Annotated in this window: 22 protein-coding genes; 10 read left to right on the top strand and 12 right to left on the bottom strand. The window is 73.5% G+C overall.

Translation table 11 applies throughout. The features are described from left to right. Positions 1-12: 12 nt before the first annotated feature. A complete protein-coding gene (locus tag PSD17_RS27320) occupies positions 13-1,182 on the bottom strand; it encodes an MGDG synthase family glycosyltransferase (RefSeq protein WP_339125134.1) in 1,170 nt (389 codons plus the stop codon). A 41-nt stretch (positions 1,183-1,223) separates the two neighbouring features. On the opposite strand from PSD17_RS27320, the gene PSD17_RS27315 reads away from it, so the two are divergent. From PSD17_RS27315 to PSD17_RS27305, 3 genes are read left to right on the top strand one after another with little or no spacing between them, the layout of a single operon-like run. Further along, entirely contained in the window at positions 1,224-3,815 is a 2,592-nt protein-coding gene (locus tag PSD17_RS27315) for a WS/DGAT domain-containing protein (protein ID WP_339125132.1), read from the top strand. Between the two features lie 31 nt (positions 3,816-3,846). Beyond that, a complete protein-coding gene (locus tag PSD17_RS27310; protein WP_013675775.1) occupies positions 3,847-4,776 on the top strand; it encodes a DMT family transporter in 930 nt (309 codons plus the stop codon). Further along, positions 4,773-5,516, top strand: a complete 744-nt coding sequence (locus PSD17_RS27305) for an SDR family NAD(P)-dependent oxidoreductase (protein ID WP_013675776.1) — start codon at positions 4,773-4,775, stop codon at positions 5,514-5,516. The genes PSD17_RS27310 and PSD17_RS27305 overlap by 4 nt, the downstream gene beginning before the upstream one ends. Before the next feature lie 248 nt (positions 5,517-5,764). On the opposite strand, the gene aroQ is transcribed toward PSD17_RS27305, so the two are convergent. Then, a complete protein-coding gene (gene aroQ, locus PSD17_RS27300) occupies positions 5,765-6,205 on the bottom strand; it encodes a type II 3-dehydroquinate dehydratase (protein ID WP_013675777.1) in 441 nt (146 codons plus the stop codon). Between the two features lie 18 nt (positions 6,206-6,223). Here aroQ and PSD17_RS27295 point away from each other — a divergent pair, with 18 nt between their 5' ends. Both PSD17_RS27295 and PSD17_RS27290 read left to right on the top strand, forming a co-directional pair. Continuing rightward, on the top strand, positions 6,224-6,823 hold the full coding sequence (locus PSD17_RS27295) for a GNAT family N-acetyltransferase (RefSeq protein WP_013675778.1): 600 nt from the start codon (positions 6,224-6,226) through the stop codon (positions 6,821-6,823). Between the two features lie 53 nt (positions 6,824-6,876). Continuing rightward, the gene (locus tag PSD17_RS27290) at positions 6,877-7,335 is read left to right on the top strand and encodes a MarR family winged helix-turn-helix transcriptional regulator (RefSeq protein WP_013675779.1); all 459 of its coding nucleotides are present in this window, start codon (positions 6,877-6,879) and stop codon (positions 7,333-7,335) included. A gap of 180 nt (positions 7,336-7,515) precedes the next feature. On the opposite strand, the gene PSD17_RS27285 is transcribed toward PSD17_RS27290, so the two are convergent. The 10 genes from PSD17_RS27285 to PSD17_RS27240 all read right to left on the bottom strand — a co-directional run bounded on the left by PSD17_RS27285 (position 7,516) and on the right by PSD17_RS27240 (position 18,235). Then, positions 7,516-8,874, bottom strand: a complete 1,359-nt coding sequence (locus PSD17_RS27285) for an MFS transporter (protein WP_339125130.1) — start codon at positions 8,872-8,874, stop codon at positions 7,516-7,518. A gap of 2 nt (positions 8,875-8,876) precedes the next feature. Further along, on the bottom strand, positions 8,877-10,019 hold the full coding sequence (locus PSD17_RS27280; RefSeq protein WP_013675781.1) for an ABC transporter ATP-binding protein: 1,143 nt from the start codon (positions 10,017-10,019) through the stop codon (positions 8,877-8,879). After that, the gene (locus PSD17_RS27275; RefSeq protein WP_013675782.1) at positions 10,016-11,194 is read right to left on the bottom strand and encodes an ABC transporter ATP-binding protein; all 1,179 of its coding nucleotides are present in this window, start codon (positions 11,192-11,194) and stop codon (positions 10,016-10,018) included. Before PSD17_RS27275 ends, PSD17_RS27280 begins: the two co-directional genes overlap by 4 nt. Next, the gene (locus tag PSD17_RS27270; RefSeq protein ID WP_103380197.1) at positions 11,191-12,165 is read right to left on the bottom strand and encodes an ABC transporter permease; all 975 of its coding nucleotides are present in this window, start codon (positions 12,163-12,165) and stop codon (positions 11,191-11,193) included. The genes PSD17_RS27275 and PSD17_RS27270 overlap by 4 nt, the downstream gene beginning before the upstream one ends. Further along, positions 12,158-13,201: an ABC transporter permease gene (locus PSD17_RS27265; RefSeq protein WP_013675784.1), complete on the bottom strand. Its 1,044-nt coding sequence runs from the start codon at positions 13,199-13,201 to the stop codon at positions 12,158-12,160. Before PSD17_RS27265 ends, PSD17_RS27270 begins: the two co-directional genes overlap by 8 nt. Positions 13,202-13,208: 7 nt before the next feature. After that, a complete protein-coding gene (gene fdxA / locus PSD17_RS27260) occupies positions 13,209-13,553 on the bottom strand; it encodes a ferredoxin (RefSeq protein WP_013675785.1) in 345 nt (114 codons plus the stop codon). Positions 13,554-13,595: 42 nt separating this feature from the next. Beyond that, positions 13,596-15,221, bottom strand: a complete 1,626-nt coding sequence (locus tag PSD17_RS27255; protein WP_013675786.1) for an ABC transporter substrate-binding protein — start codon at positions 15,219-15,221, stop codon at positions 13,596-13,598. A gap of 144 nt (positions 15,222-15,365) precedes the next feature. Continuing rightward, positions 15,366-16,721, bottom strand: a complete 1,356-nt coding sequence (locus PSD17_RS27250) for a Rieske 2Fe-2S domain-containing protein (protein ID WP_013675787.1) — start codon at positions 16,719-16,721, stop codon at positions 15,366-15,368. Positions 16,722-16,802: 81 nt separating this feature from the next. After that, positions 16,803-17,501, bottom strand: coding sequence for a 4-carboxy-4-hydroxy-2-oxoadipate aldolase/oxaloacetate decarboxylase (locus PSD17_RS27245; RefSeq protein WP_445261040.1), 699 nt, complete (start codon positions 17,499-17,501; stop codon positions 16,803-16,805). Beyond that, positions 17,495-18,235 carry a PIG-L deacetylase family protein gene (locus PSD17_RS27240; protein ID WP_103380195.1) on the bottom strand — a complete coding sequence of 247 codons (741 nt, stop codon included), beginning with the start codon at positions 18,233-18,235 and terminating at the stop codon, positions 17,495-17,497. Before PSD17_RS27240 ends, PSD17_RS27245 begins: the two co-directional genes overlap by 7 nt. Positions 18,236-18,459: 224 nt before the next feature. Here PSD17_RS27240 and PSD17_RS27235 point away from each other — a divergent pair, with 224 nt between their 5' ends. The 5 genes from PSD17_RS27235 to PSD17_RS27215 all read left to right on the top strand — a co-directional run bounded on the left by PSD17_RS27235 (position 18,460) and on the right by PSD17_RS27215 (position 23,132). Further along, positions 18,460-19,143, top strand: coding sequence for a GntR family transcriptional regulator (locus PSD17_RS27235; RefSeq protein WP_339125124.1), 684 nt, complete (start codon positions 18,460-18,462; stop codon positions 19,141-19,143). 73 nt (positions 19,144-19,216) lie between these two features. Beyond that, the gene (locus tag PSD17_RS27230; protein ID WP_013675791.1) at positions 19,217-20,359 is read left to right on the top strand and encodes a cobalamin-independent methionine synthase II family protein; all 1,143 of its coding nucleotides are present in this window, start codon (positions 19,217-19,219) and stop codon (positions 20,357-20,359) included. A 7-nt stretch (positions 20,360-20,366) separates the two neighbouring features. Then, a complete protein-coding gene (locus PSD17_RS27225) occupies positions 20,367-21,086 on the top strand; it encodes an alpha/beta hydrolase family protein (protein WP_339125122.1) in 720 nt (239 codons plus the stop codon). A 67-nt stretch (positions 21,087-21,153) separates the two neighbouring features. Continuing rightward, complete coding sequence (locus PSD17_RS27220; protein WP_013675793.1) at positions 21,154-21,429, top strand: muconolactone Delta-isomerase family protein; 276 nt, start codon at positions 21,154-21,156, stop codon at positions 21,427-21,429. 2 nt (positions 21,430-21,431) lie between these two features. Next, positions 21,432-23,132 carry a thiamine pyrophosphate-requiring protein gene (locus tag PSD17_RS27215; RefSeq protein WP_339125120.1) on the top strand — a complete coding sequence of 567 codons (1,701 nt, stop codon included), beginning with the start codon at positions 21,432-21,434 and terminating at the stop codon, positions 23,130-23,132. Positions 23,133-23,159: the final 27 nt, after the last annotated feature.

Raw genomic sequence — 23,159 nt, 5'->3', positions numbered from 1 at the left:
CGACCCGTCGGCTCAGGGCCGGCCCGCGGGTGTCCGCACCCGGCCGGCCAGCTCGCGCAGCGCAGCGTCGAGGTCGCGGACGCCGAACTCCGCGGCCCGCGCCTCGAGCGGCGCCACGGCGTCCGGGTCGGCGGCCAGCCGCGCGATCGTGGCGGTGACGTCGGCCGGACGCGGGCACACGAGCGCGAGCCCCGCCTGCTCGGCGAGCCGGGCGCCGGCCCGGCCGTGCCCTGCGACCGGCGTGGCGAACACCACGGGCCGTCCGACGGCGAGCGCCTCGGTCGCGATGACCCCGCCCGCCGTGGTGAGCACGACGTCGCCGGCCGCGATGAGATCGGGTACCCGGTCGGTCCAGCCGACGGCGCGCAGCGTCGTCTCCGGCAGCCCCCGCGCCTCCAGGTCGCGCTTGAGCCGCTCGTTGCGCCCGCACAGCACGACCACCCGCACCGGCCTGTCCGCCGTCGCGGCGGCCAGCACGGCGTCGACCACGGTGTCGACGTCGCCGAAGCCCAGCGACCCGCCCGAGACCAGCACCGTGAAGCCGACGACCGGCAGCCCGAGGTCGACCCGGGCGGCGTGCCGGTCCCGCGGGGCGAAGCGGACGTCGACGGCCGCGGGGGCGACCCGCACGTCGGCGCCCGGGACGACGGTCAGTGCCTGCTCGCGCGAGGACTCCAGCAGCGTCCAGGTCTCGTCGACGTCGCGCCACGCCCAGTACGGGTGCACGGCCATGTCGGTGACCACGGCGACGCTGCGCGCCGACAGCCGCCCGTGGCGGCGCAGCCACGCCAGCCCGCCCGTCGTCATCGGGTAGGTCGACACGACGAGGTCGGGCCGCTCCGCCTCGACGAGCGGGGCGAGGTCGTGACCCACCCGGGCCGCGCTCACCGCCTTGAACGGCGCCGCCGCGCGCGGGGCGTGCAGCAACGCGTCGTAGGCGACGCCGTAGAGGCCGGGGACGTAGCGCATCGTCGCGGCGTAGCTGCGCGCCAGCGCCGCGTCGCGGGCGGTGCTCCCGGTGCTCTCCACCTCGCGCACGACCGCGCGGGGCCACAGCGCGCGCATCCGCGTCGCGAGGGCCCGGGCCGCGGCGACGTGGCCCTCCCCCACCGGCGCCGACAGCACCAGCACGTGTCCCGGGCCCTCGGGAGGTCCGTCCGGGGCCGGGCCGCTCAGCTCCACGACCGCACGCTAGCGCGGACACGACCAGAACGGATGGCGGGATGACCAGCGGGACGACCACCGGTGCCGAGACCCCGGCAGGCGACGTGCGCACCGTCGCCGGGGGCCGCCCCGCCACCGCGGCCGCGGGCCGTGCGCCGCGGCGCGTCCTGCTCGTCACCGGCAGCCTCGGCGAGGGCCACCACGCCGCGGCGCGCGCCGTCGAGGAGCGGGCCAGGGCACTGTGGCCCGGCGTCGAGGTGACCTGGACCGAGACCCTCGACGCGATGGGCCAGGGCGCGGGGCGGCTCTTCCCGGCGATCTACGCCGGCTGCGTGCGCCGGCTGCCGTGGCTCTACGAGCTGTACTTCCGGCTCCTGTGGCACGCCGCGCCGTTCCGCGCGGGGACGCGGGCGGTCGTGTCGCGGTGGAGCGCGCGCGGGATCGCCGCCGCGGTCGACGCCCACCGGCCCGACCTCGTCGTCGCGACGTTCCCCGAGGCCGTGCTGGGCCTGGGCCGGCTGCGGCGCGCCGGGCGGCTGCCGATGCCGGCCGTCGCGCTGGTCGCCGACCCTGCGCCGCACCCGCTGTGGGGCGACGCGGCACTCGACGTGCACCTCGTCAGCACCGAGGACGGCGCCCGGATGCTGCGCAGGGCGGTCCCCGGTGCGGCGGTCCGCGTCGCGGCGCTGCCCGTCGTCGGCGCGTTCACCCCGCCCGGGTCCGACGCGCCCGTGCGCGCCCGGCCGCTGGTCTACGTCTCGTGCGGGTCGCTGGCGTTCGGCGACGTCGCGGGCGCCTGCACGGCCGTCCTCGACGGCGGCGGGGACGTGCTGGTCAGCGCGGGCCGGGTGCCGTCGGTGCGGACCCGGCTCGAACAGGTCGCGCGGGCGCATCCCCGCGGGGTGCGGATGCACGTCGTCGACTGGGTCTCCGACCCGGCGGCGACGACCCGCGACTGCGACGCCGTCGTCACCAACGCCGGTGGGGCGACCGCGCTGGAGGCGATCGCGTGCGCGCGTCCCCTCCTGCTGTTCGCCCCGATCCCCGGCCACGGGCGGGCCAACGCCGAGCTGCTGGCCGGTGCGGGACTGGCGACGGTGTGCCCCGGCCCCGCCGACCTCCGGGCCGCCGTCGAGGCGCTCGCCGACCCCGCGGCCCGCGCGGACGTCACCGCCCGGCTGCGCGCCCGCCTCGACGGCACCGACCTCGCCGCCGACGTGGCGGCGCTGGTCCCGGCCGTAGGGTCCCCCGCCGCAGGGTCCCCCACCGGCAGCACGGCCGCGGATGCCGCGAGCACCGCCGCGGCCCCTGCCGCGACGACCCGGCCCGGTGAGCGCGTGCGCGGCCAGGACGCGCTGTTCCTCTACGCCGCCACCCCGGCGGTACCCCAGCAGGTCGGCGCCCGGCTGCTCATCGACGACCCGGACGGTCCCGGTACCGACCCGGCGCTCGCGGAGGGCTGGCGCGCGCACGTCGCGTCGCTGGTGACCGAGCGCGCGGCCCACATCGAACTGCTCACCCGCCGGCTCGCGCCCTCCCGGCCCGGCCGGGCGCGGCGCTGGGTCGTCGACACCGCCCCGGATCCGGCCCGGCACGTCCGGGCCCGGGCGGTGCACGTCGGGCCCGGGGCCGACCACGAGACCTGGGACGACGCGCTCACGGCGTTCTTCGCCGAGCCGGTGGACCCCGTCGCGACCGGCTGGGAGCTGCTGATCGCCCGGCACACCGGCGGCGACGGCATCGGCGTGCTCGCCAAGGTCCACCACGCCCTCGGCGACGGGCTGGCCGTCACCGACGCGCTCATCCGGCTCCTCACCGACGAGGAGGCCGCCCTGCCCGCGCGCGGCCCCGGCGAGACCGCCGCCCCCCGGACGCGACGCGACCGGATCCGGGCGGGCGCCCGCGTCGCACGCGGGATCGCGGGCCTCGCGCTCGCGGGCACGGCCGGGCGCTCCCCGCTGTCGGGCGGGGTGTCCTCGCCGGGGCCGCGGCGAATCGGGGTCCGGCTGGACGGCAAGCAGGTCCGCGACGCGGCCCGGGCGCACGGCGTCGGGACGACGGTGCTCGTGCTCGCCGTCGTCGCCGAGTTCCTGCACCGCCACCTGGCCGCGCACGCCGGCGGCGCGCCCGACCACGTCCGGACGATGGTGCCGCTCACCACACGGACGACCCGCGGCGTGGGCAGCCGGTCGAGCGGGAACCGGACCGCCGCGGTGTCGGTCGACCTGCCGACCGGACCCATGACCCCCGCCGAACGCGTCACCCGGGTGGCCGCGCTGCTGGAGCGCGGTACCGCGAGCGGCCAGCCCGAGGGCGCCGCCGCGGTCCTGCAGCTCCTCGGCGCGCTGCCGGGACGGGCCCAGGAGGTGCTGGTCGGGGGCGTGTACGGGCGGCGCTTCTTCCATCTGCTCGCCTCGGTCATGCCCGGCGCGCGCCGGCCGCTGCACGTGCAGGGCGCCCGGATCCGCGAGGTCTACCCCGTGCTGCCACTCGCCGAGGGCGTCGGTCTGGCCGTCGGTGCGCTCAACTGGGGACCCTGGACCACCCTGGGTGTGACGGCCGACGCCGGTATCGTGCCTGCTCTCGGGGGAATACCTGATTGTCTGCGGGCGTCGTTGCGCGATATGAGTGACGTGTGCGGCCGGGGGTGACCGCACACCGGTAGGACCACAGGGGGTGGCGATGGACTCCGGGACCGGCATGCTCATCGCCGTCCCGGCGGCAGTGCTGGGTGCCGCCGGCTTCGGCCTGGCGACCGCCGCGCAGCAGCGCGCGACCAAGGAGGTCGAGCTCGCCCCGACGCTGAGCCCGCGGCTGCTCGTCGAGCTGTTCGGGCGGCCGATGTGGATGCTCGGCCTGGTCGCGACGGTCGCCGCGCTGCTGCTGCAGCTCGTCGCACTGGCGTTCGGGCCGATCGCGGTCGTGCAGCCGCTACTCGTCACCGGCGTGGCGTTCGCGGCGGGGTTCTCCGCCCTGATGGCCCGGCGCCGCCCGGACATCCTCATCCTGCTCGGTGCGCTGTGTTGCGCCGCCGGGCTGTCGGCGTTCCTGCTCCTGGCCCGGCCCGTTCCCGGGGGGGCCGACGAGAGCCTCGATCTCGCCGACGGTCTCCCGCTGGCCATCGCGCTGGCCGCGCTCGTCGTCGGCTGCCTCGTCTACGCGGCCGCGGTCTCGCACCCCTCGCGGGTGCTCGCGCTGGCGACCGCGACGGGCGTCCTCTACGGCGTGACGGCCGGGCTCATGAAGGTCGTCACCGGCCAGCTGCGGGTCGGCTGGACCGAGCCGTTCGGCCACATGGCCCTCTACGTGGTGTGCGTCATCGGGCCGCTCGGGTTCCTGCTCAGCCAGAACACCTTCCAGCAGGGCAAGCTCATGTCGCCCGCCGTCGCCGTCATCACCAGCGTCGACCCGGTGGTGGGTGTGCTGATCGGTGTCGGGTGGTTGGGCGAGCAGCTCGACACCAGCCCCGGCATGCTGGCCGGGGAGTGCCTCGCCGCCCTCACCGTCGTCGCCGGGATCGTGCTGATCACCGCGCGCGGCACCCATCTCCTGCACCGCATGGAGGCGATGGAGGCCGTCGGGGCGCGTCACGTCGGACCCGCGCCGGGGTGAGCACGCCTGCCGGAGGAACGGCCGTCGTCACGGGCGGGTCGTCGGGGATCGGTGCGGCCGTCGCGCTGCGGCTGGCCGCCGCGGGCTGGGACGTCGTCGTGAGCGGTCGGGACCGGACCCGCCTCGCCGCGGTCGCCGCGGCCTGCGGCGGGACCGCCGTCGAGGCCGACCTCGCGCGGCCCGACGGCGTCGAGGCCGTCCGGTCCGCAGCCGAGGGGCGGGTGCGGCTGCTCGTGCACGGCGCCGGGCTCGGGTGGGCGGGGCCGGTCGCCGACACCCCGCCCGACGCCGTCTCCGCCATGCTCGCGGTGAACCTCGACGCCCCGATCCGGCTCACGAACGCCCTCCTGCCCACGCTGCGCGACCAGGACGGGCACGTCGTGTTCGTCGCCTCGGTCGCCGCGATCGGGGTGGCGGGTGAGGCCGTCTACTCCGCGACGAAGGCGGGCCTGCGCGGCTTCGCCGACGCGGTGCGCCTCGAGTCCGGCGTCCGCGTGACGACCGTGCTGCCCGGCGCCGTCGACACGCCGTACTTCGCGCGCCGCGGGACCCCGTACCACCGGAGGTTCCCGCGCCCGGTGAGCGCCGATCGGGTCGCGGCCGCGGTCGTGGACTCGGTGGGGCGCGACCGGGCCGAGGTCTTCGTCCCGCGCTGGCTCACCCTGGGTGCACGGGTGCACGGCGCCGTCCCGGCGACCTTCGCCCGGCTCTCCCGCCGGTTCGACCCGCCCGCACGCTGACCGCACGCTGACCGCACGGAGGCCCTCCGTCCGGCCGACGACGCACCCCGCCCGGCCCCGTCCGGCCCGCCGCGCCGTGCCCCGTCCGGCCGACGAACCACCCCGCCCGCAACCTCACTGCTGCCGCCGGCCGCCAGGACGACCGTGTGGTTGCGCCCGACAGCACGCGCGCAACCTCACCGCTCCCCCGACGCGCCACGACGACCGCCAGGTTGCACCGGCGACGCTCGGGGCGGCAGGTCGGCAGGTCAGCCGCGGGTCGCGAGCCCCCGCAGGGCGAGCGCGTAGCCCGGCACCCCGAACCCGACCACGATCCCCGCGGCCACCGGCGAGAGGTAGGAGTGGTGCCGGAACGACTCCCGCCGGTGCACGTTGGAGATGTGCACCTCGACGACGGGCACGTCGACGGCCTCGATCGCGTCGTGGAGGGCGACGGAGGTGTGGGTGTAGGCGCCCGCGTTGAGCACGACGCCCGGGCAGTCGGGTGTGCGGCCGGCCTCGTGCAGCCAGTCGACGAGCTCGCCCTCGTGGTTGGTCTGCCGGAACTCGCACGCCCATCCGGCGGCCGCGGCCTCGGCCCGGCACAGCTCCTCGACGTCGGCCAGCGTCGTCGAGCCGTAGACCTCGGGCCGGCGGGTGCCGAGCAGGTTGAGGTTCGGGCCGTTGAGCACGAAGACGGTCGCGGTCACGCGCCGATCCTCCCGCACGTGATCAGCGGGCCGGGCGCGGGTGGCATCATCGGCCCCATGGCGATGACCAGCAGGCTCGCGACGGTCGCCGACCTCCCCGCCCTCCTCCCGCTGGTCGACGCCGCGATCGAGCGGCTGCTCACCCCCTGGCTCGATGCCGAGCAGATCCGGGCGAGCCGTCGGATCATGGGCCTGGACACCCGGCTGATCGAGGACGGGACCTACGTCGTCGTCGAGATCGACGGCAGGCCTGCGGGCTGCGGGGGCTGGAGCAGGCGGACCACGCTCTACGGCGGCGACCACACCCCGGGTCGCGACGACGCGCTGCTCGACCCGGCGACGCAGCCGGCCCGGATCCGCGCCATGTACACCGACCCCGGCTTCGCGCGGCGCGGGGTCGGGATGCTGGTCCTGCGGCGCTGCGAGGCGGCCGCGGCCGCCGAGGGGTTCACCCGCGCCGAGCTGATGGCGACGGTGGCGGGCCGGCCGCTCTACGAGGCGGCGGGATACCGCGTCGACGAGGAGCTCGACGACACGTCCACCGGTGTCCGGATACCTCTCGCCCGGATGAGCAGAACCATCGGCCCGGGCGCCGCCGCGGCGGGTGCGTCCTGGTAGGCATAGGGCGCGACACCAGCAGCGTCGCAGCTTTCCCGGCGAGGAGACCAGGCGTGCCCGACCCCGTGACGTTCGACCCGGAGGCGGTGGCGCGGCTCCGGCGCGCCATCGGCAGGCTCGCCCGCGTCCTCAACGCGTCGGCGATGAGCGAGGATCTCACGCCCAGCCAGGCGTCGGTGCTCGCGATCATCGGGTTCCGCGGCCCGATCGGGCCCACGGAGGTCGCCCGGATCGAGGGCATCAACCCGACGATGCTCTCGCGCATCGTCACCAAGCTCGACTCCGCGGGCCTGATCCGCCGCACCCCGCACCCGACCGACCAGCGCGCCGCCCTGCTCGAGGCCACCGACGCCGGGCGGGCGCGGACACAGCGCATCCGGGAGAAGCGGTCGGCGACCGTCACGGCGATCCTCGCCGACCTCCCCCCGACCACGACGGCGACGCTGCTCGCGGCACTGCCCGCGCTCGAGGACCTGGCCGACGGCTTCGACCGGACCGCCGCCGACCGCTGAGCCCGCTCGCGACCGCAGCGGAGCCGGTCGGACCCGCGCGCGGCCTGACTCCCGGGCCCGGACTCCGTTCCCGAGGACTCCGTCCCCGACTCCGGGCCCGGCCTCCGAGCCCCCGACCCCCAGCCCGGACTCCGAGCACGGACCCCGGGGCCCTCGGGCCGCGCGGCGGCGCCCCGGGGCTCAGGCCGCGGTGTCCGGTGACGCCGCGCACCCGTACCGCGTCGCGCCTGGCGCCGCGGCGGCGAGCGCCGGCCGTCGCGGCGGTCGCACGACGAGGAACGCGACCATCCCGACGACCGTCAGGACGGTGATCGCCGCGAACCCGAGCGGGTAGCCCCCGGCGCCCGCGGCGAAGGCGGTGACGACGAGCGGGCCGGCGAGCATGCCGAGCGACACGAAGCCCATGGACCAGCCCATGATCGTGCCGAACGAGCGGACCCCGAAGTAGTCCGCGCGGATCGCGTTCATCGCGGGCCCGCGCAGTCCCCAGGCCAGCCCGTGCACGAGCGCCGCACCGATCACCACCGGCAGGGTCGTCGCCACGGCGAGCGTGACGAGCACCGCCGTCTGCACGACCATGCAGCCCACCGCGAGCCGGCGCTTGTCGAAGCGGTCCCCGATGATCCCGGTGACGATCTGGCCGACCAGCTGCGTCACCGACATCCCCGCCACGGCCAGCCCGGCGACCTGGATGTCGAACCCGCGCCCGTGTGTCATCAGCGGGATGAGGTGCAGGTTCATCGCGCCGACGGCGACGAGCGCGCAGCCGTGCCCGACGATCAGCAGCCAGAACGCCGACGTGCGGATCGCGGCGCGCAGGTCCATGTCCGGGGTCCCGGCCGCCACGACGACGCCGTCGGGGACCGCGGCGGGGACGGGCACCTCGGAGCGCCGCCGCAGGCTCCGGCGCCGGGAGCGGGTGGGGCGGCGCTCGATCGGCCCGGGCAGCGGCAGCACCGCCGCGAGGCCGAGAACGAGCGTGATCACGGCGACGACAAGGAACGTGGTGCGCCAGCCGGTCGCGCCGAGCAGCCAGACGACGGCGGGTACGAGCAGCCCGCCGAGCGCGATCCCGCTGGGCAGCAGGCCGAGCGCGAGCGTGCGCCGCTCGGTGAGCGCCTGCACGACGGCGACGGTCAGCGGCGTGATGCCCGCCGCCGACACACCGAGCGCGACGACGACGATCGCGGCGACGAACCCGCCGCCGCTGCCGGCCTGCGCCGCGAGCGCGCAGCCCGCCGCGGTGAGGATCGTGCCCACGCCCGCGACCGCACGGGTGCCGAACCGGTCGCAGCACCACCCGGTCACGGGCGACAGCGTTCCGTTGCCGAGCTGGACGACCGCGAACGCCACCGCGACGACGCCGGGGTTCCAGCCGGTCTCGGCCGTGATCGCGACGAGGTAGGCGCCGAAGGCACTGACGACGAAGCCGGTCTGCAGCGTCAGCAGCGCCGCCCCGGCGACGACGACGCCCCAGCCCCGGGCACGTACGCGGGTACGGCCCGGTCCGCCACGGGCGGACCGGGCCGTGGACGGCACGCTCAGCTCTCGGTGCGGCTCGACGCCGCCCCGTTCGACCCCGCCCCGTTCGACCCCGCCCCGTTCGACGCCGTCAGCGGCGTCGTGGGGACGGCTGTGACCGCGGGTGCGATCGGCTCGCCCACCGCCGTGTCGAGCACCGGGTGGTGGCACGCGGTGAAGCGGCCGGGAGCGACCTCCCGCATCTGCGGGACCTCATCGGCGCACCGGTCGGTGGCGAGCGGGCAGCGGGTGCGGAACCGGCACCCGCTGGGCGGCGACACCGGCGAGGGCATCTCGCCCGTGCCGACCTCGCCCCGCTGCGCGCCCTCCATCGACGGGATCGACGACACGAGCAGCCGCGTGTACGGGTGCACGGGGGCATCGAACAGCGCCTCGGTCGGGCCCAGCTCGCAGATCCGGCCCAGGTACATCACGGCGACCCGGTCGCTGATGTTGCGCACGACGCCGAGGTCGTGGGCGATGAACACCAGCGTGAGGCCGTAGCGGGCCTTCATGTCCTCGAGCAGGTTGAGGATCTGCGCCTGCACCGACACGTCGAGCGCCGAGACGGGCTCGTCGCAGATCAGCACCTCCGGCTCGAGCACCAGCGCCCGCGCGATGGAGACGCGCTGGCACTGGCCGCCGGAGAACTGGTGGGGACGGCGGTCGGCCACCTGGTCGGGGTCGAGACCGACGGCGCGCAGCACGTCGGGAACGACCTTGTCCTTGTCGGCGCCCCGGCCCCACACCACCAGCGGGTCGCCGACGATGTCGGGGATCCGCCGCCGCGGGTTCAGCGAGGAGATGGGGTCCTGGAAGATCATCTGCAGCTTCGGCCGCAGCTTGCGGACCTCCTCGGGCGAGAGCGCCGCGAGGTCGCGGCCGTCGAAGTGCACCGACCCGCCCGTCGGCCGCGGCAGCTGCATGATCGCGCGGCCGGTGGTCGACTTGCCGCACCCGGACTCCCCGACGAGTCCCAGCGTCTCGCCGCGCCGGACCTCGAGGTTGATGCCCGACACCGCGTGCACGACCTGCCCCGCGCCGGCCGGGAACTCGACGACGAGGTCCTCCAGCCGCAGCACGACGTCGTCGGCCGACCGGTCGTCACGCGTCTTCTCCAGGACCGAACCAGTGTCCGTGCTCATGTCCGTCGTGCTGCTCATGCCGGCACCATCTCCCCCGTCACCGGTGTCCCGGCCGCGGTCTCCCCGCGTTCGACGTTCCGTCTGCGCGCCTCGGCGTTCTCGGGCGTCCCCACCGGATACCAGCACCGGTAGGAGTGGCCCTCGATGCCCCCGCCGGGCAGCTCCGAGGCGGGGCGCAGCGGCGGCTCCTCGGTCAGGCAGCGGTCCTGCGCGTACGGGCAGCGCGGGCTGAAGCGGCAACCGCTGGGCGGGGACAACAGGTTCGGCGGACGACCGGGGATGACGGCCAGCCGCACGTGGTTCGGCCCGGTGATCGGCGGGACCGCGTTCATCAGCGCCTCGGTGTAGGGCATCCGGGGCGCGTCGAAGAGGTCCTTCGTCGGCGCGGTCTCGACGATCCGGCCCGCGTACATGACCGCGATCCGGTCCGACCGGCTGCGCACGACCCGCAGGTCGTGGGTGACCAGCAGCATCGCCATGCCCAGCCGCGACTGCAGGTCGCCCAGCAGGTCGAGGATCTGGGCCTGGACGGTGACGTCGAGGGCCGTGGTGGGCTCGTCGGCCAGCAGCAGCCGCGGGCTGCACGACAGCGCGATCGCGATGGTCACGCGCTGGCGCATGCCGCCGGAGAGCTCGTGCGGGTACTGCCGCACGCGCCGCTCCGGCTCCGAGAGCCCGACCGACCGCAGCAGCTCGACCGCCCGGGCGTTCGCGTCCTGCTTGGAGAGCTTGTGGTGCAGGACGAGCGTCTCGGTGATCTGCGCCCCGATGCGCTTGACCGGGTTGAGCGAGGTCATCGGGTCCTGCAGGACGAGGGCGATCTCCTTGCCCCACACGCCGGCGAGCCCCTTGGCGTCGAGGTCGGAGAGCGTGATCCCGTCGAAGGTCACGGTGCCCTCGACGTCGGTCTCGCGGCTCCCCGAGATCAGGCCCATGACCCGCCTGGTGAAGACGGTCTTGCCCGACCCGGACTCGCCGACGACGGCGAGCACCTCGCCCTCGCGCAGCGTCAACGAGACGCCCTCGACCGCGTGCACCACACCGTTGCGGGTGTGGAAGCGGACGTGGACGTCGTCGACGGTCAGCAGGTCGCCCTTGGCGGGCCGGGCGTCGCCCGCGGCGTTCGCGGCGCGGTGCCGGCCGGCCGCCTCGGCGGCGACGGTCGTGGGTGCGGTGTCAGTCGGGCGCGTCACAGGTTGCTCTCCCTGACCTCGAACAACTTCCGGCTCCGCTCACCGACGTAGTTGATCGCCAGCACGGTGAGGAACATGACCGCGGCGGGGATCAGCGAGATGTGCGGGTACTCGATCAGCTGGGTGCGCCCGCCGGCGATCATGCCGCCCCACGAGGGGGTGGGTGGCGGGATACCCAGGCCGAGGAAGCTCAACGAGCCTTCCACGACGATGAAGACGCCGACCATGATGAAGCCGTACGCCGCGATCGGCATGACGACGTTGGGGGCGATCTCCCGCAGGATGATCCGCATGGGTTTCGCCCCGTAGGCCCGCGCGGCGTGCACGAACTCCCGCTGCGTGACGACGAGCGTCGTCGCCCTGGCGAGCCGGATGAACGTCGGCACCGACAGGATCGCCAGGCCCACGATCAGGTTCGTCAGGCTCGCCCCCAGGATCGCGACGATCGCGATGATCAGCACGAGGCCGGGGAACGCGAGCACGACGTCGGTGACGAGCGAGAGCACGCGCTCGGTGCGACCGCGGAAGTAGCCCGCCATCATGCCGAGGATGCCACCGACGACCGCGCCGAGCAGGACGGCGCAGATGCCGACCAGCAACGACGCCCGCGCGCCGTAGATGATGCGCGAGAGGTTGTCACGGCCGAGCGTGTCGCCGCCGAGCCAGTGCTCGGGCGTGATGCCGCCGAACACGTTGTTGTAGTCCGGCACGGCCGGGTCCCACAGCGGCAGCAGCGGGGCGAAGATCGCCGAGATCACGACGGCGGCGATCCAGAACCAGGCGAGGTACCAGCCGATCGGCGTGCGCGTGCGGCGCGCCTTGACCGGCTCGGTGGCCGTGTTCCCGGTGATGGGCTCGACGAGGTCGAGGTCGACGGAGGTGACCTCCGAGTCGAGGGCGTCGGTGTCGGTGGCCGACACCTTCTCGAGGCTCTCGAGGCTCTGTGTGCTGGTCTTCCGGATGTCAGGCATCTCGGCGCACCCGTGGGTCGAGGACGAGGTAGAGCAGGTCGATGATCATGTTGATCACGACGTAGGCCACCGCGACGAACAGCAGTCCGCCCTGCAGCAGCATGTAGTCGCGGTTGAACACCGCCTGCACGATCATCTGGCCGAGCCCGGGGATCGCGAAGAGCGTCTCGACGATCACCGTCCCGCCCAGGAGCCGCCCGATGTTCACCCCGGAGAGGGTGATCAGCGAGAACGACGAGGGCCGCAGCGCGTGGCGCAGCAGGATGGTCCGCGGGCCGAGGCCCTTGGACCGGGCCATCAGGATGTAGTCCTCCTGCAGCGTCGAGATCATGTCCGATCTCAGGAGTTGTCGGTAGACCGCCGCCTCGCCGATCATCAGCGTCAGACAGGGCAGGATGATCGTCCTGATGTTGCCCAACGGGTCGGTGAAGAAACTCTCGTACCCGGTCGCCGGCAGGATGCTCGTCAGGCCGCCCGCGAACAGGACGATGAGCACCATGCCGAACACGAACTGCGGCATGGCCGCGGCACCGAACCCGAGGGTCATCGACGCGCGGTCGACGAACCGGCCCGGGCGGTAGGCCGAGTAGATCGCCAGCGGCACGGCGATCAGCAGTGCGAGCACCTCGGCGACGATGGTCAGCTCGAACGTCACCGGGATGCGCTGTGCCAGCGCCTCGGTGACGGGCTGGCCGGTGCGGAAGGACTTGCCGAGGTCACCGGTGACGACGCCGCCGAGCCAGTCGATGTATCGCACGATCATCGGCCGGTCCAGGCCCAGGTCGAGGCGCACCTGCGCGACCTGGGCCGGGGTGGCGTTGTCACCGGCGACGACGACGGCCGCGTCGCCGGGGAGCAGGTCGATCACGACGAACGACAGGAACGTCACCGCGATCAGAACGATGAGCAGATGGACCAGCCGGCGCCGGACCCGTCGCACGGCCGCGTTCCGCCGGGCCCCGCGCGGGGCCTTGCCTGGCGCCTCGCCCGGCGGCGCAGCCGTGGTCGGTGGTGTCGAGATGGTCATCTCTGCCATGGCGGCCTCAGCTCTCCCGCGGCGGCAACGCTGCGACCAGCGGGGTGTCGATGTCGACGGGTCCGAACGCCCCCGCACCGCCGGGCTCGCCGAGCGGCGCGTCGCGGCCGGGCAGGGTCTCGTAGAAGAAGGCTGCGTTGTCGGCCAGGTGTGGACGCTCCTCGTCGGTGAGCTCCTGCTCGAGCACGATGGCGTCGACCGGGCACTCCGGCTCGCAGGCGCCGCACTCGATGCACTCGCCCGGGTTGATGTAGAGCTTGCGCCCACCCTGGTAGATGCAGTCGACCGGGCAGACGTCGACGCAGCTGCGGTCCATGAGGTCGACACACGGTTCGGCGATGATGTAGGTCATCTCGTCACTCCCTCCCCTTGATCGGGTGCGGTGTGGGCCGGGTCATCGGTCCAGCCAGAGGTTCGCGTAGAACATGTCACGCGACGTGTACCGGTCGACGCCCTTGACCTGCGGTTTCGTGATCGTGGACAGGTAGCTCCGGCTGAAGAAGGCCACCGGCAGGTCCTTGCCGGCGATCATCTCGACCTGCTGGTACGCCTTCGTGCGTGCCGCGTCGTCGGTCGTGCTCGCCGCCTGGTCGAGCAGCTGGTCGACCTGCGGGTTGGAGTACTTGCCGTAGTTGGTGTTGCCGTCGCTGCGCAGCAGCCGCGCGGTGCCGGGGTAGGCCGAGTCGAACCCGCCGACCCACGTGGTGAGCTGGAAGTCGTTGCTCTGCACGACCTTCGACGAGAACTGCGCCAGGTCGAAGTACTGCACGTCGACGTTGATGCCGACGGCGGCCATCTGGGCCTGGATGAACTCGCCGAACGCGCGGCGCGCCGTCGTGGTCTTGAACGTGAAGGTCGGGTTGCCGCCCGAGGCCTTGTAGTCCTCGATCAGCTGTTTGGCCTTGGCCGGGTCGTAGGTCGGCCACTCCTGCGACGCCGCCGGCGTGTGGAACGGGCTCGAGGCGTCGTAGAGGCTGTCGGCCTTGACCAGCCGGTTGTTGTACTGGCTCGCGCCGAGTGCGTTCAGGTCCAGCGAGCGGATGATCGCCTCACGCATGCGGCGGTCGTCGAAGGGCGCCTTGTTGAAGTTGAAGTAGAGGTACTCCCCCGCGTTGCCCGGTCCGTAGTAGACCTTCAGGTTGGGGTTGGCCAGCGCCGGGACGAGCTCCTGGCTGTACCCGCCGAACGCCACGTCGACGTCGCCGTTCTGGATCGAGGCGAGCCGCGAGTCGGTGTCGGGGATCGGCCGGAACTCGAGCTTGTCGAGGTGCGGCAGGCCCTGCTGCCAGTAGTTCGGGTTCTTCTGGAACGTCACGTGCGAGTCCGGGACCCACTCGACGAAGGTGAAGGGGCCCGCGCCGACGGGGTGGCGGCCGATGTCGTTGCCGTACTGCTGCAGCGCCGCGGGCGAGACGATCAGGCCGAGGCTGCCGTAGGTGATCGGCTGCGCGAACACCATCGGGAACACGCCGAGCGGGGCCTTCATGACGAACTGGACCGTGTACGGGTCGGTCGCGCGCATCGAGGCGATCTGCGCGGCGTAGCCGTGCGCGGGCGAGGACACCTTGTCGATGTGCCGCTGCACGTTGATCATGACGGCCTGCGCGTCGAGCGGGGTGCCGTCAGAGAACTTGACCTCGGGCCGCAGCGCGAGGTTCCACGTCTTGCCGTTGTCGGGCGAGGTCATCGACTTCGCCATGTACGGCTCGGCGCCGCCGTCCGGCGTCAGCTTCATCAGCGAGTCGTAGACGGCCATCGCGGCCATGTTCGAGTTCTGGACCGTCGGGTCGTAGCTGACGATCTCCCGGTCCATGCCGAGGGTCAGGGTGCCGCCGTCCTTCGGCGTCCCCTGTGTCGCGAGGTCGGCGCCGTAGGGGTCGATGGCGGCGATGGGGCCGCTGTTGTTGGGCTTGCCGCCGCCGGCCGCACCACAGGCGGCGACGACGAGCAGGCCGAGCAGCGCCGCGACGATCGTGACGACGCGCCCGGCGGACCGGGTCCGTACTGGACGGATCCGCATTCTCACTCTCCACTATTCGCCGCGCGCTCCGCGCGCGCGGATTTCGGTCTTCCGGCCGGGCGGCCCCGCCCCCGACGGGGCCGTCCGGTCCGCATGCGGCAGCGGGCACCGCCGGCGCGGCTGCACCGGCGGCCCCGTCCGCGGTCAGTTACCGGCCGAGGGCAGCGGGCTGCGGTCGGGCAGCCCGTCGACGTCCATCTCGATGACGGTCGGGTCCTCGTTCGTGCCCAGGATGCGCCAGTCCTCGTCGGCCTCGAGGATCTTCTCGGCGGACCGGATGCTGCGGTAGTCGAGGTCGGCCTCGACGGCCGGCGGCTCGCCGCCCTCGCGGACCTTCTTCGCCGCCGCGATCAGCTGCCGCCGCATCCGGATGATCGCCTTGTCCGACGTGCCCAGCCGCTCCTGCGAGCGGTCGTAGATCGGGCCCATGGACTCGGTGACCATCAGGTCCTGGCTGACGAACTCGGCGACGCCGGAGAAGCTGAAGTCGCGCTGGTGGTCGCGGTCGATGCCGTAGTCGTTCTCGGCGGTGTACTCGCGCGGGATGATCCCGTTGCCGTTGACCTCGGCGCGGCCGAACTTGAAGGGGCTCACCGAGAACAGGTTCGGGCCGCCGATGTTGCGCGGGTTCTCGAACTCACGGGTGGTGATGCTGTAGCGCCAGCAGTTCTCGTCGTCGATGGGGACGAAGATGCCGAGGCGGCAGCCCCACGGGACCGTGGCGATCACGGTGATGTACGGGTAGCAGAACGCGCTCATCCGGACGTGCTTGTGCCCGTTGGGCGTGGTCCGGACCCCGACGTACTTGAACCCGTACCAGGTGTCCTCGATCTCCAGCCGCGGCGCCCGGTCGTGCAGCCAGAACTTCCACGACTGCGGGTTCGACGGGTAGCCGGGCTTGTCGCTGCCGTCGTCGGGGATGTCCGGGACGGAGTGGAACTGGTGCAGCCACGAGATGTGCGAGGTGTCGAGGTTGCCCTCCATCGCCTGCACCCAGTTGCAGGTGGTGTGCAGCTTCGTGGCCGAGATGTGCTCGGGCCGCAGGGTCTCGGTGCCGAAGTCGCGGAACGGCGTCATCTTCTCCGGCGGGCCCATGTAGGTCCAGATCACGCCACCGGACTCGTGCGTCGGGTACGCCTTGATCTTGACCTTGTCCTTGAAGACGCTCTGCGGCGGCTCGCTGGGCATGTCGACGCAGTTGCCCTCGCGGTCGAACTTCCAGCCGTGGTACGGGCAGCGCAGCCCGCACTCCTCGTTGCGGCCGAACCACAGCGACGCCCCGCGGTGCGGGCAGTTCTCCTGGACCAGCCCGACCTTGCCGTCGGTGTCGCGGAAGGCGACCAGGTCCTCGCCCAGCAGCCGCACCCGCACGGGTTCTCCGTCGGGCGTCGGCGCCTCGCTGGCCAGCAGCGCCGGGGTCCAGTAGCGGCGCAGCAGGTCACCCATCGGCGTACCGGGGCCGACCCGGCACATGAGGTCGTTGTCCTCTGCTGACAGCATCGTCGTCCTTCTTTCCGGATGTGTTGTCGGCCTGTGGTGGAAGCCGGCCCGCCGTGGTCCCCGGTGCGGGCCGGCCGGTCGTCAGGAACCCGGTGCGGCGTCGACGTAGGTGACGCCGAGCCGCTCCAGCTCGGCCCGCAGGCCGTACATGTCCAGGCCCAGCTCGCCCGCGGCGAACCGGGCCCGCTTCTCCTCCTCCGAGCGCAGCCGTGCTGCGCCCGCTGCGGCGACCTCGGCCGCCTCCTCACGCGCCACGACGACGACCCCGTCGTCGTCGGCCACGATCACGTCTCCCGGCGCCACGTGGACACCTGCGACGACGATCGGCACGTTCACCGAGCCCGGGCTGGCCTTCACCGTGCCCTGCGCGCTGACGGCGCGCGACCAGACGGGGAAGCCCATCCGCCGCAGCTCCGCGGTGTCGCGCACGCCGGCGCCGGTGACCAGACCGAGGACGCCGCGCGCGGCCAGCGACACGGCCAGCAGCTCACCGAACATGCCGTCGGTGGAGTCCGACGTCGTCGTCACGACCAGGACGTCGCCGGGCTCGCACTGCTCGACGGCTGCGTGGATCATGAGGTTGTCGCCCGGGTGCGAGAGCACCGTGACGGCGCGCCCCGCGATCGCGGCGCCCTCCTGCCGCGGCGCGATCCGGGGGTCGAGCAGCCCACGACGCCCCTGCGCCTCGTGCACGGTCGCCACCCCTTGTGCGCGCAGCTCCTTCACCGCGGCCGGGTCCGGCGCGGCCGCGGAACGCACGACCACGTGGCGACTCACCACAGCGCGTCCCCGACCGTCGGGAACGTCCGCATGTAGGCCTCGGCGTGCACGACCGACCTGGGTGCGCCGTTGCGTACGGCCTGCACGCCCCGGCGCGTCGCCAGGTCGACGTAGTAGTCGACGAGGTGACCCTGCGCGCCGCCCATGCACTTCATCGCCGCGTGCTTCTTCTCGAAGACCGAGGTGATGTCGAGCAGGTGGTCGGGCTTGAAGTCGCACTGCTCGGGCTGGTGCGGCTCGAACGCCAGCACCTGCGCCGCGCCGAGCGGTTTCGTCTCCCGGTCGGGCAGACCGTGGGCCTGCGCCACCATCCGCGCCCGCAGCACCAGCTCGTGGGCCAGTGCGTGGTCGAGGTTGTACGGGTCGCGCGCGGCGTGCGTGAGGATGACGCCGGGCTGGACCCGGCGGAACAGCGCGACGACGGCATCGAGCACCTCGTCGGTGACCTGCAGCGGGTAGTCACCCGCATCGAGGAACTCGATCTCGGCCCCGAGGGCCTCGGCGGCGTTGGTCGCCTCCTGGTGGCGCGCAGCCTTGACGGTCTCCAGCGTCGCGCCCGGCTCACGCCACAGCGCGGCGGACTCGCCGCGCTCTCCGTAGCTCAGGCACAGGACGGTGACCTGACCGCCGTCCTCGACACAGCGGGCGATGGCACCGCCGGCCCGCCACACGAAGTCCGCGGCGTGGGCGCTGACGACCACGACCCGTGGTGCGTCCTCGACGGAGGTCCTCATCGACATCCTCTCCCGGCGTCGGGTCCCGGCTTCCGATCTCCGGTCCGGTTCCGCCTCGCCGATTCGCGGCACCGGGTGCGTCTGCGCAGCCCGGTGTGGCTGGGACCATAACCCCGTGTGCGCGAGAGTGGCAACCAGATTGTTAACAATCTTGGTTACGAGTAGCGTGTGCCCAGAACCGCCCAGAACCGCAGCCCGCACTCGGGTCCGACAGGGGGAACCGCATGGCCGTGAGCAACGAGATGGCTCCCGACGAGCCGTCGACCGCGACGGTCGACGGCGTTGTCACGGCCGTCCGCGACGGCATCATGCAGGGCCGTTACGCGCCGGGGCAACGCCTGCCCGAAGCCGACCTCGTGTCGCTCTACCAGGCGTCCCGCGGCGCGGTGCGCACGGCGCTGGCCCAGCTCGAGAGCGAGGGCATCGTGCTGCGCGAACGCAACCGCGGCGCCCGCGTCCGCCCGATCTCCCTCGACGAGGCCGTCGAGATCACCGAGGCGCGCGCCGTCGTCGAGGGACTGTGCGCGGCGAAGGCCGCCCAGCGCATCACGGCCGAGGAGAAGAAGAGCCTGCGCGCGCTCGGCGACGAGCTGCGTGTCGCCGTCGAGGAGGGCGACGTCATGGCCTACACGCGCGTCAACCAGGAGGTGCACCGCGCGGTGCGCGACATCTCCCGGCACGAGACGGCGGGCGTGATGCTCGACCGGCTGCGGACCCAGAGCGTGCGCTACCACTACACGGTCGCGCTGCTGCCCGGACGGCCCGCCGTGGGCATGCGCGAGCACGTCGAGGTCATCGAGAGCGTCTGCTCCGGTGACGCCGACCGGGCCGAGCAGACCATGCGCGCGCACCTGCTGAGCGTCGTCGACGCCCTCCAGCAGCTCGACGCCAACCTGCACCAGTGGTGAGCCCCGCGGGGACGACCCGCGCCGCATCCGACACAGCCGGTGTCGAACGACCAGATCGAGGACAGGAGCAAGGATGCCCCAGACCGATCGGATCCTGACCACGCACGTCGGCAGCCTCCCGCGGCCCGAGCAGCTGCTCGACCTGCTCAACGCCGACGACCGCGGTGAGGACGTCGACCAGCAGCTGCTCGCCGACACGGTCCGCGACGCGGTTCGCGACCAGGTGCGCCAGCAGGCAGAGGTCGGGATCGACGTCGTGAGCGACGGCGAGATGAGCAAGATCGGCTACGCCACCTACCTGCGGCACCGAATCTCCGGCTTCGAGATCGGCGATGCGCCCCGGGCGACCCCGGCCGATCTCGACAAGTACCCCGAGTACCGCGACCGCCTGCACGCCTCCGGCGACACCGTCGCCTACCTGCGCCCGATCTGCCGCGCCGAGCTCGCCTATGTCGACCGCGGCCCGCTGCAGACCGACCTGGAGAACCTGACCGCCGCGCTCGGTGAGGTACAGGTGACGGGCGGGTTCATGAACGCGCCGTCGCCCGGGATCGTCGCGCTGTTCCAGCCCAACGAGTTCTATCCCGACGAGGACTCCTACCTCACCGCGATCGCCGAGACCATGAAGACCGAGTACGACGCGATCGTCGCCGCCGGCTTCGCACTGCAGATCGACGCGCCGGACCTCGGCATGGGCCGGCACAACAAGTTCAAGGACCTCTCCGACGCCGACTTCCTCAAGCGCGCCGAGGTCCAGGTCGAGGTCCTCAACCACGCCCTGCGCGACGTCCCGGCCGACCAGGTCCGGATGCACCTGTGCTGGGGCAACTACGAGGGCCCGCACACGTTCGACGTCGAGGTCGAGAAGATCGCCGACGTCGTGCTGGGCGCGAAGCCCTCGACCCTGCTGTGCGAGGCCGCCAACCCCCGCCACGGCCACGACTGGGCCGGCTGGGCGGCGGCGAAGATCCCCGACGACAAGATCTTCTGTCCCGGGGTCATCGACACGACGACGAACTTCGTCGAGCACCCGGGCCTGGTCGCGGAGCGCATCCTGCGCTACGCCGACATCGTCGGCCGGGAACGGGTGATGGCCGGGACCGACTGCGGTTTCGGCACGTTCGCGGGCTGGGGCGGGGTCGTCCCCGAGCTCGCGTGGGAGAAGATGCGCTCCCTCGTCAGGGGAGCCGAGATCGCGACCGAGAAACTCTGGTGATCAACGCGTGAGCACGTTCGTTCTTCTGCACGGGGCCTGGCACGGTGGGTGGGCCTGGCGGCGCGTCGAGCCCTGTCTGCGCGAGGCGGGGCACGACGTGCTCACGCCGACGCTGACCGGGCTCAGCGACCGGGCCCACCTGCTGAGCCCGGCCGTGGGGCTCGACACCCACATCCAGGACGTCGTCGCGCTCCTCGACGCCGAGGACTGCCGCGACGCCGTCCTGGTGGGCCACAGCTATGCGGGGCAGGTCGTCACCGGGGTCGCGGACCAGCATCCCGACCGGCTCGCCCTGCGGGTCTACCTCGACGCCTTCGTCGGCGGCGACGGGGACGCCGCGATCGACCTGCTGCCCGAGGAGGTCGCCGGGCACTACCGCGAGTCCGTGGCCACGGCCGGGTTCGGCTGGCTGATCCCGCCGCGGTCGCTGCAGGTGCTGGGCGTCACCGACGAGGCGGACCTGGCCTGGCTCACGCCCCGGCTCACCCCGCACCCCTGGCGCACCTACACCCAGCGGCTCGACCTGCGGGGCGACCACGCCGACGTGCCCGCGCACTACATCGAGTGCACGGACTGGATGCGTGCCTTCGCCGGTCATGCCGCGCGTGCCGAGGCGGGCGGGTGGCCGGTGTCGACGATCCCGACCGGGCACGAGGCGATGGTCACCGCACCCGAGGCGCTGGCCAAGGCACTGATGGCCGCGGCCCTCGGCGTGGACAAGGGCTGACGGCCGTACGACCGCGACGCCGCGCGCTCCTGTCTGCGCGCGGCGCTTTTCTGGAGGCGAACGAACGATGGAGTTCCTGGTCCGTGCCGAGAACCGGCTGCCGGTGGAGACCCCCGACGAGGAGCGCAACCGGCTGAAGAAGGGTGAACGGGCGCGCGCCGACGAGCTGCGCGCCGCGGGCATCCTCAAGCGGCTCTGGCGGGTGCCCGGCCGCAACGCGACGATCGGCCTCTACGAGGTCGGCGACGCCACCGAGCTGCACGACGTCCTCGCGTCGCTGCCGATGTTCCCGTGGATGGACATCAGCGTCGAGGCGGTCGCCACCCACCCGCAGGAGCAGTGAGCGTGCAGAACGCCGAGACGGTTGCGGAGGCCTACCTGGTCGCGCTGCGCGAGCGCGGTGTCGACCGGCTGTTCGTCAACGCGGGCACCGACTTCGCGACGATCGTCGAGGCCTACGCCCGGCAGAAGGAGTCCGGTCTCGACCTGCCGCAGGTGATCGTCTGCGCGCACGAGAACCTCGCGGTGTCGATGGCGCACGGCTCCTACCTGGGCGACGGCCGGGTGCAGGCGGTCATGCTGCACACCAGCGTCGGCTCGGCCAACGCGGTCTGCGCGGTGTCCAACGCCGCCAGCGCCCGGGTGCCGGTGCTGCTGTCCGCCGGCCGCACCCCGCTGTTCGAGGACGGCGTGCTCGGCGCCCGCGACTACGGCATCCACTGGGCCCAGGAGATGTTCGACCAGGCCGGGATGCTGCGCGAGCTCGTGAAGTGGGACTACGAGCTGCACGACGGGGGCCAGGTCCGCCAGGTCGTCGACCGGGCGCTCGACCGGGCCCGCACCGAGCCGCCCGGCCCGGTGTACCTGTCGCTGCCGCGCGAGGTGCTGGCCGCGCCGACGTTCGGCATCCCCGCGACCCCGGCACCGCCCGTCCCGACGTCGGCCCATCCCGATCCGGCGGCCGTCGAGACGCTCGCCGAGCACCTGGCGACGGCGCGGTTCCCGCTGATCGTCACCGGCGACTCCGGCGCCGACCACGGCTGCGTCGCGCTGCTGGCCGAGCTGGCCGGGCGGCACGGCATCGGGGTCGTCGAGAGTGGCCCGCGGCACGTCAGCATGCCGGCCGACCACCCGATGCACCTGGGCTACCGGCCCGGCGAGGTACTCGCCGACGCCGACGTCGTCGTCACCCTTGACCTCGACGTGCCCTGGCTGCCCTCGGCGGTCTCCCCCGCCGACGACGCCGTCGTCGTCCAGGTGGGGCCCGACCCGCACTTCGCGCGCTACCCGATCCGCTCGCACCGCTCCGACCTGACGATCACCGCCGGGTGCGGGCCGCTGCTCGCGGCACTGGGTCCGGCGCTCGCGGCCCGGGCCGAGCGCATCGACCCGGGCCGGGCGGCGCGGCTCACCGAGCTGGGCGGACGCTGGCGCGCGCGCCGGCAGGCCCTGCTCGACCAGGAGGCCGCCGCGACCGACGGCCCGATCACCAAGGCCGCGATGAACGCGGCGCTGGCGACGGTGCTCGACGACGGGTCCGACACCGTCGTCGTCAACGAGTACTGGGCGCAGGCCGAGGTGCTGGCGCCGACCGTCCCCGGCTCCTACCTGGGCACCCCGCCCGCGGGCGGCCTCGGCTGGGGGCTGCCGGCGGCGATCGGGGTCAAGCTCGCCCGGCCGGGTGCGACGGTCGTCGCCACCGTCGGCGACGGCGCGTACCTGTTCGCCAACCCCGCGGCCTGCCACCAGGCGATGGCGATGCACGGGCTGCCCGTGCTGACCGTCGTCTGCAGCAACGACCACTGGGGCGCGGTGCAGGCCTCCGCGCTCAAGGTCCACCCCGACGGCCACGCGGCCGCGTCGGCGGACCTCTCACCGCTGGCCCGGCTCGACCCGGTGCCCGCGTTCGCCGCATACGCCGAGGCCTCCGGGGGCCACGGCGTCCGCGTCACCGAGCGGTCGGAACTGGTCCCGGCGCTGCGGAACGCGCTGCGCGTGGTGCGGGAGGAAGGCCGTCAGGCGCTGGTCGACGTCGCCTGCACCTGACCGTGCGTGGCGATGGTCGCTATCGCG

The sequence above is a fragment of the Pseudonocardia sp. D17 genome, assembly GCF_036984265.1.
Classification (GTDB): domain Bacteria; phylum Actinomycetota; class Actinomycetes; order Mycobacteriales; family Pseudonocardiaceae; genus Pseudonocardia; species Pseudonocardia benzenivorans.
Note: the sequence above shows the minus strand (reverse complement) of the source record. Positions and strands in the feature narration are given on the sequence as shown.

What these genes read in the sequence shown, in the direction of transcription:
- PSD17_RS27235 (WP_339125124.1), top strand. Translation starts at nt 18,460, where the DNA reads ATGGCCGTGAGCAACGAGATGGCTCCCGACGAGCCGTCGACCGCGACG.
- PSD17_RS27270 (WP_103380197.1), bottom strand. Translation starts at nt 12,165, where the DNA reads ATGCCTGACATCCGGAAGACCAGCACACAGAGCCTCGAGAGCCTCGAG.
- fdxA (WP_013675785.1), bottom strand. Translation starts at nt 13,553, where the DNA reads ATGACCTACATCATCGCCGAACCGTGTGTCGACCTCATGGACCGCAGC.
- PSD17_RS27265 (WP_013675784.1), bottom strand. Translation starts at nt 13,201, where the DNA reads ATGGCAGAGATGACCATCTCGACACCACCGACCACGGCTGCGCCGCCG.
- PSD17_RS27230 (WP_013675791.1), top strand. Translation starts at nt 19,217, where the DNA reads ATGCCCCAGACCGATCGGATCCTGACCACGCACGTCGGCAGCCTCCCG.
- PSD17_RS27240 (WP_103380195.1), bottom strand. Translation starts at nt 18,235, where the DNA reads ATGAGGACCTCCGTCGAGGACGCACCACGGGTCGTGGTCGTCAGCGCC.
- PSD17_RS27255 (WP_013675786.1), bottom strand. Translation starts at nt 15,221, where the DNA reads ATGCGGATCCGTCCAGTACGGACCCGGTCCGCCGGGCGCGTCGTCACG.
- PSD17_RS27280 (WP_013675781.1), bottom strand. Translation starts at nt 10,019, where the DNA reads ATGAGCAGCACGACGGACATGAGCACGGACACTGGTTCGGTCCTGGAG.
- PSD17_RS27250 (WP_013675787.1), bottom strand. Translation starts at nt 16,721, where the DNA reads ATGCTGTCAGCAGAGGACAACGACCTCATGTGCCGGGTCGGCCCCGGT.
- PSD17_RS27310 (WP_013675775.1), top strand. Translation starts at nt 3,847, where the DNA reads ATGGACTCCGGGACCGGCATGCTCATCGCCGTCCCGGCGGCAGTGCTG.
- PSD17_RS27315 (WP_339125132.1), top strand. Translation starts at nt 1,224, where the DNA reads ATGACCAGCGGGACGACCACCGGTGCCGAGACCCCGGCAGGCGACGTG.
- PSD17_RS27220 (WP_013675793.1), top strand. Translation starts at nt 21,154, where the DNA reads ATGGAGTTCCTGGTCCGTGCCGAGAACCGGCTGCCGGTGGAGACCCCC.